10 protein-coding genes are annotated in these 13,169 nt (G+C 69.5%); 4 read left to right on the forward strand and 6 right to left on the reverse strand.

Annotated features, from left to right (window positions below):
- Positions 1-38 precede the first annotated feature (38 nt).
- The 6 genes from ACWDSI_RS11020 to ACWDSI_RS11045 form a co-directional block, all read right to left on the reverse strand.
- Entirely contained in the window at positions 39-2,300 is a 2,262-nt protein-coding gene (locus ACWDSI_RS11020) for a heavy metal translocating P-type ATPase (RefSeq protein WP_449747710.1), read from the reverse strand.
- 1 nt (position 2,301) lies between these two features.
- On the reverse strand, positions 2,302-2,505 hold the full coding sequence (locus tag ACWDSI_RS11025) for a heavy-metal-associated domain-containing protein (protein WP_449747711.1): 204 nt from the start codon (positions 2,503-2,505) through the stop codon (positions 2,302-2,304).
- A 127-nt stretch (positions 2,506-2,632) separates the two neighbouring features.
- Positions 2,633-2,926 carry a metal-sensitive transcriptional regulator gene (locus tag ACWDSI_RS11030; RefSeq protein WP_449747712.1) on the reverse strand — a complete coding sequence of 98 codons (294 nt, stop codon included), beginning with the start codon at positions 2,924-2,926 and terminating at the stop codon, positions 2,633-2,635.
- 115 nt (positions 2,927-3,041) lie between these two features.
- Positions 3,042-3,773 carry a hypothetical protein gene (locus ACWDSI_RS11035; protein ID WP_449756564.1) on the reverse strand — a complete coding sequence of 244 codons (732 nt, stop codon included), beginning with the start codon at positions 3,771-3,773 and terminating at the stop codon, positions 3,042-3,044.
- 257 nt (positions 3,774-4,030) lie between these two features.
- On the reverse strand, positions 4,031-5,671 hold the full coding sequence (nadB, locus tag ACWDSI_RS11040) for an L-aspartate oxidase (RefSeq protein WP_449756565.1): 1,641 nt from the start codon (positions 5,669-5,671) through the stop codon (positions 4,031-4,033).
- A gap of 100 nt (positions 5,672-5,771) precedes the next feature.
- A complete protein-coding gene (locus ACWDSI_RS11045) occupies positions 5,772-7,865 on the reverse strand; it encodes a heavy metal translocating P-type ATPase (protein ID WP_449756566.1) in 2,094 nt (697 codons plus the stop codon).
- A gap of 110 nt (positions 7,866-7,975) precedes the next feature.
- On the opposite strand from ACWDSI_RS11045, the gene ACWDSI_RS11050 reads away from it, so the two are divergent.
- The 4 genes from ACWDSI_RS11050 (at position 7,976) to ACWDSI_RS11065 (ending at position 12,696) form a co-directional block, all read left to right on the forward strand.
- Entirely contained in the window at positions 7,976-9,244 is a 1,269-nt protein-coding gene (locus ACWDSI_RS11050) for an MFS transporter (protein ID WP_449756567.1), read from the forward strand.
- A 78-nt stretch (positions 9,245-9,322) separates the two neighbouring features.
- Positions 9,323-9,706 carry an ArsR/SmtB family transcription factor gene (locus ACWDSI_RS11055; protein WP_449747717.1) on the forward strand — a complete coding sequence of 128 codons (384 nt, stop codon included), beginning with the start codon at positions 9,323-9,325 and terminating at the stop codon, positions 9,704-9,706.
- An 8-nt stretch (positions 9,707-9,714) separates the two neighbouring features.
- The gene (locus ACWDSI_RS11060) at positions 9,715-11,097 is read left to right on the forward strand and encodes an ABC1 kinase family protein (protein WP_449747718.1); all 1,383 of its coding nucleotides are present in this window, start codon (positions 9,715-9,717) and stop codon (positions 11,095-11,097) included.
- 57 nt (positions 11,098-11,154) lie between these two features.
- The gene (locus tag ACWDSI_RS11065; protein WP_449747719.1) at positions 11,155-12,696 is read left to right on the forward strand and encodes a DUF3068 domain-containing protein; all 1,542 of its coding nucleotides are present in this window, start codon (positions 11,155-11,157) and stop codon (positions 12,694-12,696) included.
- The last annotated feature ends 473 nt before the right edge of the window (positions 12,697-13,169 follow it).

Raw genomic sequence — 13,169 nt, forward strand, 5'->3', positions numbered from 1 at the left:
GCAGCGGCCCGACCGGCCAGCCGGCCCGACCAGCCCGGCTAGGCGCGGAAACCGCGTAACCGCAAACTGTTTGCCACCACGAACACCGACGAGAAGGCCATCGCGGCACCCGCGATCATCGGATTGAGCAACCCGGCCGCGGCCAGCGGGATCGCCGCCACGTTGTAGCCGAACGCCCAGAACAGGTTCTGCTTGATCGTGCCGAGGGTGCGCCGGGACAGGCGGATCGCGCCGATCACCTTGCCGAGGTCGCCGTCGACGATGGTGACGTCGCTCGCCGCGATGGCCACGTCGGTGCCGGTGCCCATCGCGATGCCGAGGTCGGCCTGCGCCAGAGCGGGCGCGTCGTTGATGCCGTCGCCGACCATGCCGACGACGTGGCCGTCGCGTTGCAGCGCGACGACGGCGTCCACCTTGCCGGCGGGACGCACCCCGGCGATCACGGTGTCGATACCGACCTGGCGCGCCACGTGCCGGGCGGCGCCCTCGTTGTCACCGGTCAGCAGGATCGGCGTCAGGCCGAGTTTCTTCAGTCCGGCGATGGCCTCCGACGCCGACGGCTTGGGCGTGTCGGCGACGACGATCACCCCGAGGACCGTGCGGTCGCGGCCGACCACCACCGGGGTCGCCCCGCGCTGCTGGGCGCGGTCCACCACGTCGGCCGATTCACCACCCGGCGTAAGGCCGGCGTCGGCCGGGCCCCGCACCCAGATACGCGCGCCATCGACCACACCGCTGACCCCGATGCCGTGCGCCGAATCGAAGTCGGTGACGTCGGGAACCCGAAGATGTTGTGCGGCAGCGACGATCGCCGTCCCGATCGGATGTTCGGATGCGGCCTCGACAGCTGCGGCGACCGTGAGCACGTCGTCGGACGAGATGTCCGGGCCCGCCGGATGCACGGCGTCGACCCGCATGACGCCGGTGGTGACGGTGCCGGTCTTGTCGAGCACGATGGTGTCGACGCGTCGCGTGGTCTCGAGCACCTCGGGACCCGAGAGCAGGATGCCCTCGCGCGCCCCGCGGCCGGTGCCGACCATGAGCGCGGTGGGTGTGGCCAGTCCCAGCGCACACGGGCAGGCGATGATGAGCACCGACACCGCGGCGGTGAACGCGAAGAGCACCGAGCCGTCGACCCACCAGAAGACCAGGGTGGCCACCGCGATCAGCAGCACCACCGGCACGAAGACCGCCGAGATCCGGTCGGCCAGACGCTGCGCACGGGCCTTCCCGCTCTGCGCGTCCTCGACCATGCGGGCCATCTGCGCCAGGGCGGTGTCGGCGCCGATGTGGCTGGCACGCACCACGATCCGCCCACTGACGTTCACGGTGGCCCCCACCACCGTGTCGCCCGCGGTGACCTCGACCGGCATCGATTCGCCGGTGATCATCGAGGCGTCCACGGTGGCGACACCGTCGATGACCACACCGTCGGTGGCGATCTTCTCGCCGGGCCGCACCACGAACTCGTCGCCGACTGCCAGTTCGGAGATCGACACCCGCTGCTCCGCGCCGTCACGACGGATCACCACGTCCTTGGCGCCGAGATCGATCAGGGCACGCAACGCATCTCCGGCGCGACGCCTGGCCCGCTTCTCCAGGTAGCGGCCGAGCAGCACGAAGGTGGTGACCCCCGCCGCGGCCTCCAGATAGATGTAGGAGGCGCCGTCGCCGCCGTGCTGTGGCATGAGGTCGAAACCGTGTGTCATGCCGGGCATTCCGGCCATGCCGAAGAACAGGGCGTAGAGCGACCAGCCGAAGGCGGCCAGCGTTCCCAGCGACACCAGCGTGTCCATGGTCGCGGTGCCGTGGCGCAGGTTCAGCAGCGCGGCGCGGTGGAACGGGTAGCCGCCCCACACCACCACCGGCGCGGCGAGCGTCAGCGACAGCCACTGCCAATAGGTGAACTGCCACGACGGGATCATGGCGAGTGCCACCACGGGGATGGTCAGCGCCGCGCAGATCAGGAGTCGCTGACGCAGCAGCCCGAGTTCGGTGTCGGCGGTGGTGCCGCTCGCCGACGGCTCGTCGGACGGCGACCGGCCGTGATGGGGCCGCACCGGAGTGGCCCGATAACCCGCGCCGCGGACGGTGTCCACGAGATCGCCGACCTCGACGTTCGGGCCGAACTCGACCGTGGCGCGTTCGGTGGCGTAGTTGACCGTCGCGTGCACGTCGTCGATGCGGTTGAGCTTGCGTTCGATCCGGTTGGCGCAGGAGGCACAGGTCATCCCGCCGATGTCGAGATCGACGAGGGACCGCTCGTCCTGCGGTGTCGGGGTACGCGTGGGCGCGGCCATCTCAGACCAGTTGGTAGCCGGCCTCGACCACGGCGTTGGCCACGTCGGTGCGATCGAGTTCGCCGTCACTGGTCACCGAGACGCTGCCGGTGTCCAGGGTGACATCGACGCTGCGCACACCGGGGATCTCCCCGATTTCCTCGCGCACCGAGGCGACGCAGTGCGCACAGGTCATCCCGGTCACCGTGAATGTGGTTGTGGTCATCGACTTCTCCTTCTCTCGGGGCAGCACTGTCGGGGACAACGCTGTCTGTGGCAATGCCGTCAAGAACAATGCCGTTGGGGACAATGCTTTTGGGGACAATGCCGTTGGGGACAGTGCTCTCGGGCGGTCAGGACTTGACCAGACGCGCGATGGCGGCCATCGCCTCGTCCACCTTGGCGGCACCGGCCTCGTCGCTCTCCTGGGCGGCGTGCACCACGCAGTGGCTCATGTGCTCCTCGAGCAGACCCAGCCCCACCGCCTGCAGGGCCTTGGTCATCGCCGAGAGCTGGGTGAGGATGTCGATGCAGTACTCCTCGTCGTCGACCATCCGCTGCAGTCCGCGAGCCTGGCCCTCGATCCGGCGCAACCGCTTGAGGTAGTCGTCCTTGCGGGTGATGTAGCCGTGCGTGGCGTTGCTCATCTTCACACTCCTCTGATACCCCCTATGGGTATACCAGAAGACAAGGGAAAACGGTACCCCCCTAGGGTAGGTGCTCAGAGAATGTCACGCTCATCCGCCCGCAGGCGGTCGCCAGTCAGCGGCGATCGAGAGCGGCGGCCAGCTTTTCCAGGGCCGCCGCGATGTCACGCAGCGCCGCGGTCACCGTCGGGTCCTCGAGCGGGGCAGGGCGACCGTCGAGGGCATCCGCGGCGGGCGGCGCAGCCGGCGGCGTGCCGGCCTGGGCTCCAGTGGCATCGGCGGTCAGATAGACGGTCTCGTCGTCATCGAGCCGGTGGCGGCTGCGCGGCGAGGACACACTGCTGGTCGGTTCGAAGTCGGTGGAACGACGCTCTCCGCGATACCTGACCTCGAGGAACGGTGACGGCGAGGCCTCGGACGCCTGTTCGACCGGCGAGAGGACCTGCGGTGCCTGGGTCTCTGGTGCCGCGGTCTGGGGTGCCGCGGTCTGGGGTGTCGCGGTCTGGGGCGTCGCGGCCTGGGGCGTCGGATCGTCGAGGCGGTGCGAACCGGAATAGGCGGCGACCACCGTGAGATCACCCGTCGACGGACCGTGCGACTGCACCGCGGCCGGCGGCCCGACCGTCGGGCTTCGGTAGCCGTCCTGACGTGGGGCGTCCGGCTGGGGCTGCCGGGCGGGTTCGGCGGGCCGCCGGCCCTGACCCGACATGGCAGTCGGCGCGTGCCCGTTGGACCGGGCATAGAAATGCGGACCACCATGGCCGTGGAAGAAGATGCATCGGGCCCCGTCCGGCGAGGGCACCGGGCACGGATTGCGTTCGATCAGCGACTGGGCGTGTGAGTCCACGTCGTTCCACTCGAGCCACAGACGTCGATCGGCGCGGGGGCGGGTACTCGCATCTGTCGCGTGGTTGCCGCGATGGCCGGCCGCCAGCCGGCACTGCAGCAACCATTCCGATGTATTCGCCAACCCGAGTGCACGACGTTCGTCCGCCGAACACACAACCGTTGACCAGCAGCCTTCGCTGTTCATCCGGCCCTCCCATCGGCGCGCCAATTCGCGCGCGCCACCCGGGTCAGTCTACGAAGGAAGGTCTGCCAGTTCTACCCCGCGGCGCCAACCGCGAGTCCCGACCCATGGACCGAAGCCGGCGACGGGCGGATCTCGCCGTCGACCCATCGGAAGCCACGCGGAGACGCATCCGCGGGATCGGTTCGCGAATAGTCGGTTCGCACATGGCATCCCCGCGTTTCGGTGCGCGCCGCAGCGGCGGCCACCACGGCCGCGGCAGCCACACCCAGCGTGGCGTCCTCCACGTCTGCGGCCGTGCGCATCACCCGGGCCGGCGCGGCGGACAGCAGGTGCGCCACCTGCGTGAGACCGTCGGCATCGCGGCGCAAACCCACGTGCGCCGACATCGCATCCTGCAGGACGCCCCGGTCGAGCATCGGCGCGGTCACGTCGGCGGCGGCGTCGTCCGGCTCCGACACGCCCTCCTCGCGTCGCGCGATCGCCACCGCAGCCGCCCGGCCACCCATCACCAGGCCCTCCAGCAGACTGTTGGACGCCAGCCGGTTGCCGCCGTGCAGACCCGTGCGGGCCACCTCACCGGCGGCCAGCAGCCCCGGCACGCGGGTGCGACCGTCGACGTCGGTGACCACCCCGCCGCACTGGTAATGCGCGCCGGGAACCACCGGGATACGGCGCTCGGCCGGATCGAGTCCGGCGCGACGCAGCCCCGCGGTGACGGTCGGAAACCTCGTTTCGAAGTCGTCGATGGTGCTGGTGTCGAGGTAGACGCACGGGTGGCCGGTGCGTTCGATCGCGCGCTGCACGGCATTGGCCACCACGTCGCGGGGCGCGAGATCGCCGCGCGGGTGCACGCCGCTGGTCACCGACGCGCCGTCGACGTCGATCAGCCGGCCGCCCTCGCCGCGGATCGCCTCGGTCACCAGGGTGCGCCGGCCGCGCGCGCCCGGTGTATAGAGCATGGTCGGGTGGAACTGGATGAATTCCAGGTCGGCGACCTCGGCGCCCGCGCGCAGCGCCAACGCCAGCCCGTCGGCGGTGGCGCCGGGCGGGTTGGTGGTCGCCGCGTACAGGTGCCCGCTGCCGCCGGTGGCCAGCAGGACGGTGGGGGCCAGAACAACCCCGGTCTCGTCCGGGGTGCTGCTGTGCCGGTCACGGTAGGCGACCCCGGTGACCCGTCCACCGGAGAGCAACAGCCGGGTGACGATGGTGTCGTCGAGGCACTGCAGCGCCAGTTCACCGGCCACCGAGGTCACCGCCACCCCGAGTGCACGCTGGATCTGTGCGCCGGTGGCATCTCCGCCGGAGTGGATGATGCGGCGCACCGAGTGTCCGCCCTCCCAGGTGCGCAACAGGGCACCGGAGGCGTCGCGGTCGAAGCGGGCGCCCAGCCCGATCAGCCGCGTCACCGCCGGCCACCCGTCGGCCAGGATGAGCAGCGCGGCGTTCGGGTCGGTCAGCCCGGCGCCGGCGGCGACGGTGTCGTGCAGATGCAGGTCGACGGAATCCTCGGCGATGTCGGGAGCGACCACGGCCACCCCGCCCTGCGCGTAGAAGGTGGCGGTGGGTTGCTCGCCGCGGTCGGGGTGCCATCGCGGGCCCTTGTTGCACACCACCACGCTCAGCCCGGCCTCGGCGGCGCACAGCGCAGCGGTCAGACCGGCGATCCCGGCACCCACCACCACGAGGTCGGCCCTGCGTTCGGATCGGCTCATGTTCACACCTTCCGTTCCCGGTGGTTGGTCGGGACAGCCACCCGGGTCAACCGCTCGGAGCCGTTTTCGATTCCCAGTCGAAAACCTGGTGTGACGAACTCTACGCCTGCCCGTCGCTGCGTGGTTCGTGGAGATCGGCGCGACGCAGCAACTGGGCGTTGAGCGCCACCATGACCGTCGACGCCGACATCAGGATCGCGCCCACCGCCATCGGCAGCACGAATCCGATCGGGGCCAGCACCCCGGCGGCCAGCGGCACGGCGATGAGGTTGTATCCCGCCGCCCACCACAGGTTCTGCTGCATCTTCCGGTACGTCGCCTCCGACAACCGCATCGCGGACACGACGGTGCGCGGGTCGTTGCCGGCGAGGACGAGACCGGCCGATCCGATCGCGACGTCGGTGCCCGCGCCGATCGCGATGCCCACGTCGGCGCGCGCGAGCGCCGGGGCGTCGTTGACGCCGTCACCCACCATCACCACCGTGTGACCGTCGCGCTGCTCGGTGGCCACGATGCGTTCCTTGTCCTCGGGGCGCACACCCGCGTAGACGCGGTCGATGCCGACCTGCGCGGCGACCGAACGCGCCACCGGCTCGGCGTCACCGGTCACCATCACCGCCTCCACGCCGCGGCGATGCAGGGCCGCGATCGTCTCCGCCGATTCCGGGCGGATCTCGTCGGCGAGGGCGATGACGGCCACCGGCTCGCCGTCGACGACGACGTGCAGCACGGTGTTGCCGGCCTCGGCGAGCTCAGCGGCCTGCGGAAGGGCGTCGATCGACAGATCGTCCAGCAGATGCGGACCACCGACCTCCACCCGCTTGCCCCCGACCTCGGCACGGACGCCGACGGCGGCGCTCGACGTGAAGTCGCCGGCCGCGGGGATCTCGACTCCCGCTCGCTGGGCGGCGTCGACGATCGCGGCGGCGAGGGGATGTTCGCTGTCGCGTTCGGCGGCCGCGGCGAGTGCGAGTACGTCGTCGCGCGTCCAGCCGTCGACGGTCACCACGTCGTTCACGGCGGGGCTGCCGGTGGTGAGGGTTCCGGTCTTGTCGAAGAGCACCACGTCGGCGCGACGCAGGGTCTCCAGCGACACCCGGTCGGTCACCAGCACCCCCATCTTCGCGGCGCGCTCGGTGGCGATCGCCACCACCAGCGGAATCGCCAGTCCCAGCGCGTGCGGGCACGCGATGACCAGCACCGTGATGGTCCGGACGACCGCGGAATCCGGTTGCCCCAGCGCAACCCACACGATCGCGGTGATCACCGCGGCGCCGAGTGCGTACCAGAACAGCAGTGCCGCGGCGCGGTCGGCGAGGCGCTGGGCCCGCGACGACGAGTTCTGCGCCTGCGCCACGAGTCGCTGGATACCGGCCAGTGTGGTGTCGTCGCCGACGGCGGTGACCTCGACACGGATCGCGGTGTCGGCGGCGACGGTGCCCGCCACCACGTGATCGCCCACACCGCGTGACACCAGGGTCGATTCGCCGGTGATCATCGATTCGTCGAGTTCCGCGGTGCCCTCGACGATGTCACCGTCGGCGGGGACGCGACCACCCGGGCGCACGATCACGACGTCGCCGGGATGCAGGTCGGCCGGTGCCACCGACACCACCTGTTCGACGCCGTGGGCGTCGGTGTCGATGCGTTCGGCCTCGTCGGGCATCAGCCCGGCCAGCGATTCCAGCGCCGAGGTGCTCTGCGCGACCGACCGCATCTCGACCCAGTGCCCGAGCAGCATGATCACCACCAGCAGCGCCAGCTCCCACCAGAAGTCGAGTTCATGGTCGAGCAGGTGCAGCGACGAGCCCCACGACGAGACGAACGCGACGGTGATGGCCAGCGCGATGAGCGTCATCATTCCCGGTGTGCGCGAACGTAGTTCGCTGACCGCACCGGTGAGGAACGGTTTGCCGCCCCAGAGGTACATCACCGTGCCACCCACCGGCGACACCCATTTGATCCACTCCGCGTCGGGCAGGTGGTAGCCGAGCAGCGACGCGAACATCGGGCTGGCCGCCACCACCGGGATCGCGATCACCGTCATGATCCAGAAGAGGCGGCGGAACTGGGCCACGTGATGCGCGTGCCCGCCCATCGCCATGTGATCCATCCCGGCATGACCCGAGCCTTCATGGTCCGTGCCGGTTGAATGGCCCATGTCGGGGTGAGTCATCACCTTGTTGTGGTCCATGGTTCCCGTTCTATACCCCATAGGGGTATACGTCAAACATCCGGCCGGTCGGTGACTTATTCGTTGATGTCATGTGTGCATATGCGCACATGACACGTACACTCGTCGATGTGAGTCCGTTCGCCGACGTCGTGTTCCGGCGGCTCTACGCCGCCCAGGTCGCGTCGCTGCTCGGCACCGGCGTGATGACCGTCGCGCTGGGGCTGCTCGCCTACCAACTGGCCGGTGCCGACGCGGGCCGGGTGCTGGGCACGGCGCTGGCGGTCAAGATGATCGCCTACGTCGTCATGTCGCCGGTGATGCGCGCGTTGGTCGGCGCGCTACCCGCCGTCCGGGTGCTCGTCAGCGCCGACGTGGTGCGGTTGACGATGGCCGCCTGCCTGCCGTGGGTCACCCACGTGTGGCAGGTATATGTGCTGGTGTTCGCGCTGCAGACCGCGTCGGCGACCTTCACACCCGCGTTCACCTCGGCGATCGCGCGGGTGGTGCCCGACGCGGACACCTACACCGCGGCGATCTCGGCCTCGCGCGTGGCCTACGACCTCGAATCGGTGGGCAGCCCCGTGATCGCGGCCGCGCTGCTGACCGTGATGCCCTATTCCGCGTTGTTCGGTTACACCGCAATGGGATTCGCGGCCTCGGCGGTGCTCGTCGCCGGCTCCGGGCTGGCGCGTCACGATCGCTGCCGACCATCCGCGAGCGACGACGCAACGTCGTTCGGCCGCCGCTTGACGGCCGGACTGCGGATGATGGTGTCTCGCCCGGCACTGCGCATCGCGCTGTGGACCAACATCACGGTCGCGGCGGCCACCGCGGTGGTGCTGGTGGACACGGTGGTCTACGTGCGCTCCGGGATCGGGCTCGGCGACACCGCGGTCGCGGCCGGGCTCGGCGTGTTCGGTGCGGGTTCGATCTGCGCGGCGCTGCTCGCGCCGTGGCTGATCCGGCGTCGCGGTGTGCGTGCCGCGCTGTGGGTGGGTGCCGCGCTGTGCATCGTCGGACTGTTGGTCACCGCGACGTGGCTGGGCCGCGGCGCGTCGATGGCCGCGCTGGCCGCGACGTGGTTCGTGCTCGGCGCGGGCACGTCTCTGGCGTCCACCGGCACGACCCGGCTGATCCGCGACCACACCGGTGCGGCCACGCGCGACGACGTGTTCACCGCCCAGTTCGCCGCCTCGCACGCCGCCTATCTGGTGGCCTATCCGCTGGCCGGGGTGGCACCGGCGGGCACGGCCGGAACGGTTCTGGTGCTCGGCGCGATGGCCGTCGTCGGCGCGGTCGGTGCCATCATCACGGCCCGGCGCGTCCCGGCACGCCGAGCGAACACCGGCGAGCTTGCGCACAGCTCCCCTACCATGAGGCACACCGCCACGACCTGACGTGCTCCGGACCCGGCGGCAACGGGCACCCTGGAACGGGTACCACCGGAACACACCACGCAGCCGAACGCAGGAGACATGGTCGACAAGACGGCACCCGCGTCGAAATCCCGCGACGATCGCCACGAGGCCAGCCTGCATCACCCCGTACGGCCCGATCCCGAACTGCTCGGCGCTGCGACGTCGCTGTTCGCGATGCTCTCCGACCCGACGCGACTACACATCCTGTGGCAGCTCAGCGACGGCGAATCGGACGTCGGCGCGCTGACCGAGGCGGTCGGCGCGTCGAGGACCGCGGTCAGCCAGCACCTCGCGAAACTGCGGTTCACCGGCCTCGTGGACACCCGCCGCGAGGGCCGTCGCATCATCTACCGCATCCGCGACGGCCACGTCAGCCGACTGATCGCCGAAGCCCTCAACCACGCCGACCACCGGGTGACCGGCGAACCCACCCACGAATGAGTTTCCGCATGCCTCCCGATCATCACAGCCACGACGACACCGGCCGGAGATCCCGTCTGCAGCAGGCCTCACCATTGACCGAGGCGCTGCGTTTCGGCACCACCACCGTGCACGCCGCCGCCGGGGTGGGCAGATTCCTGATCCACACCGCGACCGATGCCCTGCAGTTGCGGCCACCGAGCCCGCAACGCGCTGCGCAGGAGATCCGCGCCACCTTCGAACACCTCGGCCCGACCTACGTCAAACTCGGGCAGCTGATCGCCTCGAGTCCCGGGGTGTTCACCGAGACGCTCGCCACCGAATTCGAATCGCTGCTCGACCGGGTGCCGCCCGCCGATCCCGATCAGATCCGCGACGTGTTCGTCGACGACATCGGTCGGGCGCCCGAGGAGGTGTTCGCCACCTTCGATCCCGTGCCCATCGCGTCGGCGTCCATCGCGCAGGTACACACTGCCACCCTGCCCGACGGCGAGGAGGTGGTGGTGAAGATCCAGCGGCCGGGTATCGCCGGGCGGTTGGCCCCCGACGTGGCGATCCTGGAACGACTGGCCGGGATCGCGGAGATCTCCGAATACGGGAGGATGCTCAGCGCGCGACACGTGGTGGAGGATTTCGCCGACGGACTCGACGCCGAACTCGATTTCCGCAACGAGGCCGCCGCGATGTCGGAGTGGTACGAGTGCCTTCGAGAAGGACCGTTCGGCAATCGGGTCCGTGTCCCCGAGGTGTATCCCGAGCTGACCACTGCACGCGTGATGACCATGGAACGCATCCGTGCCATCCGGATCGACGACGTCGAGGCGGTGCGCGCGGCCGGTCACGACGGTGTGGCGTTGTGCCGCAATCTCTTGCTGTCCCTGCTGGAATCGGCCTTCCACGGCGGACTGTTCCACGGGGATCTGCATGCCGGAAACGTCCTGGTCGACGACGAGGGCACGCTGGTGCTGCTCGACTTCGGAATCGTCGGCCGGTTCACCCCCCGAACCAGGAGAATCCTGCGGCAACTGGTGGTCGATCTCATCGTGCGCGGCGACTATGAGTCGGCGGGCCGGGCCATTTTCCTGCTCGGCGCGGTCCGCAAACCCGGGTCGACGCAGCAGGGCGGCGCCGACATCGAGAAGGTGGCCGCCCCACTGTCGGGAACCGACCTCGGCGCGATGAGCTACACCGACCTCGGCAGGCAACTGGCCGCGGTGGCCCGCGCGCACGACGCCCGACTGCCCCGCGAGCTGGTGCTCGTCGGCAAGCAACTGCTCTACGTCGAGAAGTACATGAAACTGCTGGCGCCGCGATGGAAGGCGATGTCGGATTCGGAGATCTACGGCTACATGGCGGGAATCATGAAAGAGGCCGAGCGTGATCGCCGGACCGATCGCACGTACCTGGGATAACCGGCGTGACGCACCCACTAGGGTGGGAGTGTTGAGCTCACTGCACAGGAGTCGAGAATGAGACGAGTCTGGCCGGCACTGCTGGCTTTCTTGGGGGTTGCCTGTATCACCGCGGCCATCGCGGTACCGGCCTTCCTCGTGCCACAGTTGCGGGTGGTTCCGCTCGACCTGGACATCACGTCGGACTCGTCGTCGGCCCCGCCGGAGGGGTCGTCGGGTGAGCGGTTTCCCGCGGTGATCTTCGATCGCTGCTCGGTGTCGCAGGCAAAGGCGCGGACTCTCGACGCGAATCTGTCCCAGCAGCGTCGAACCCTGATCGTGGACCCCTCCGACAGCCGCCAGGCGACGGTGCAGTCCGGCCAGATGGTGCGCGTGGACCGCACGCGCGCGGCCGACGGCAAGGAGACGGTTCCGACACTCGGGCCGGTCACCGGTGAACTCCCGTGTGACGACGCGATGCTGAGCGCCGACATCGACCACGTATCGGTCAACCGGAAGACCGCCGTGCCCAACGGGACGGTGAGCTTCATCCAGGTGCAGCCCGCGCCGAAGGGCGTCAGTGTCAAGGACGTGTCGGTCCAGCTGCCCGATCGGAAGGGCTTTCAGTACAAGTTCGGCTTCAACGTGAAGAAGCGGCCGTACCTGTACTACGACATCTACACCCGCCAGAACCTGCCCGCGAACTACGTCGGCGAGAAGACGATCGACGGGGTCAAGACCTACGCGTTTGTCAACGAGGTGCCCGAGACCGACCTGTCCGGTCTCCCCGACCCACAGGGCGACGCCGCGCTGGGCACCATGCTCACCATGCCTGCCAAGTGGTGGGGTATTTCGGGTCCCGGTGTGAAGCCGAACGACCAGATCACCATGCACCAGTACGCGAAGCTGACGCGGCGGCTGTGGGTGGAGCCGCAAACCGGAACGATCGTGGACGCCAGTGAGGTCCAGGACTGGGTCTTCAAATCGCCCGACCAGAGCTCCGAGGTCCCGCAGGCCGTGCGCGACTTCAGGATGTCGGTGCTGAAGGCGGACATGCAGTGGTCCGACCGGTCGGTGGCCTATCAGGCGAACAAGAGCAAGGGCTACATCAAGCAGTTGCGTCTCGGCGGATTCTGGTTGCCGCTGATTCTGGGCATCGTCGGCGCGGTGCTGCTGGTCGCCTGGGGGCTGCTGATGTGGCGCGGGCGTGGCACGAAGGCCGACGACGGAACGGTGCCGCCCGACGGTGACGACACCGACACCCGGGTGATCGACACCGATCAGACCGCCGAACCCACCACCGTCCTTCCCCGTCATGCGGGCGCGGCGGGGGCCGGTGCTGCGGCAGCGGCCGGAACCGCGGGTGCGACAGAGGTCATCGACCGCGACGAGGACGAGCGGCCGAGCGACGAACACCGGGACGGTGACCAGCAGGACGGTGAGCAGCAGGATGGCGACCAGCAGGATGAGGGCTACCTGTGGGACCGGGACACCCAGCAGATCCCGCGGGTGACCGGACCGGCAGCGTACGACCAGAGTTCGCCGGCGTCGGACGAATTCGCACCGGTCGAACCCTCCCAGGAACCGTCCCTCCGCGACCGGCGTCCGCGCGACAGCTGACCCGCCGCTCCCTGCCGGTCGAGCGTGCCCAGATCCCGGTCGAGCGTGCCCAGATCCCGGTCGAGCGTGCCCAGATCCCGGTCGAGCGTGCCCAGTTTGGCGTCGAGCGTGCCCAGATTCGGGTTGAGCGTGCCCGGTGAGGTGGTTTCGACAAGCTCAACCAGCGGGCGGGGCACGCTCAACCAGCGGGCCGGGCACGCTCGAGCAGCGGGGGCCACTTGCTGATCGAGCTTGTCGAGATCACTTTCGCCAGCGGGTGGTTTCGACACGCTCAACCAGCGGGGGCGCGCTCGAGCAGCGGGCTGGGCACGCTCGAGTAGCGGGGCCACTTGCTGATCGAGCTTGTCGAGATCACTTTCTCCAGCGGGGTGGTTTCGACAAGCTCAACCAGCAGGGGCGCTCAACCAGCGGGTGGTTTCGACAAGCTCAACCAGCAGGGGCGCTCAACCAGCGGGGGCGGTCGAGCAGCGCGG

It is taken from the genome of Gordonia sp. NPDC003429, from assembly GCF_053588575.1.

What these genes read in the sequence shown, in the direction of transcription:
- ACWDSI_RS11020 (WP_449747710.1), bottom strand. Translation starts at nt 2,300, where the DNA reads ATGGCCGCGCCCACGCGTACCCCGACACCGCAGGACGAGCGGTCCCTC.
- ACWDSI_RS11025 (WP_449747711.1), bottom strand. Translation starts at nt 2,505, where the DNA reads ATGACCACAACCACATTCACGGTGACCGGGATGACCTGTGCGCACTGC.
- ACWDSI_RS11030 (WP_449747712.1), bottom strand. Translation starts at nt 2,926, where the DNA reads ATGAGCAACGCCACGCACGGCTACATCACCCGCAAGGACGACTACCTC.
- nadB (WP_449756565.1), bottom strand. Translation starts at nt 5,671, where the DNA reads ATGAGCCGATCCGAACGCAGGGCCGACCTCGTGGTGGTGGGTGCCGGG.
- ACWDSI_RS11045 (WP_449756566.1), bottom strand. Translation starts at nt 7,865, where the DNA reads ATGGACCACAACAAGGTGATGACTCACCCCGACATGGGCCATTCAACC.
- ACWDSI_RS11055 (WP_449747717.1), top strand. Translation starts at nt 9,323, where the DNA reads ATGGTCGACAAGACGGCACCCGCGTCGAAATCCCGCGACGATCGCCAC.
- ACWDSI_RS11060 (WP_449747718.1), top strand. Translation starts at nt 9,715, where the DNA reads ATGCCTCCCGATCATCACAGCCACGACGACACCGGCCGGAGATCCCGT.
- ACWDSI_RS11065 (WP_449747719.1), top strand. Translation starts at nt 11,155, where the DNA reads ATGAGACGAGTCTGGCCGGCACTGCTGGCTTTCTTGGGGGTTGCCTGT.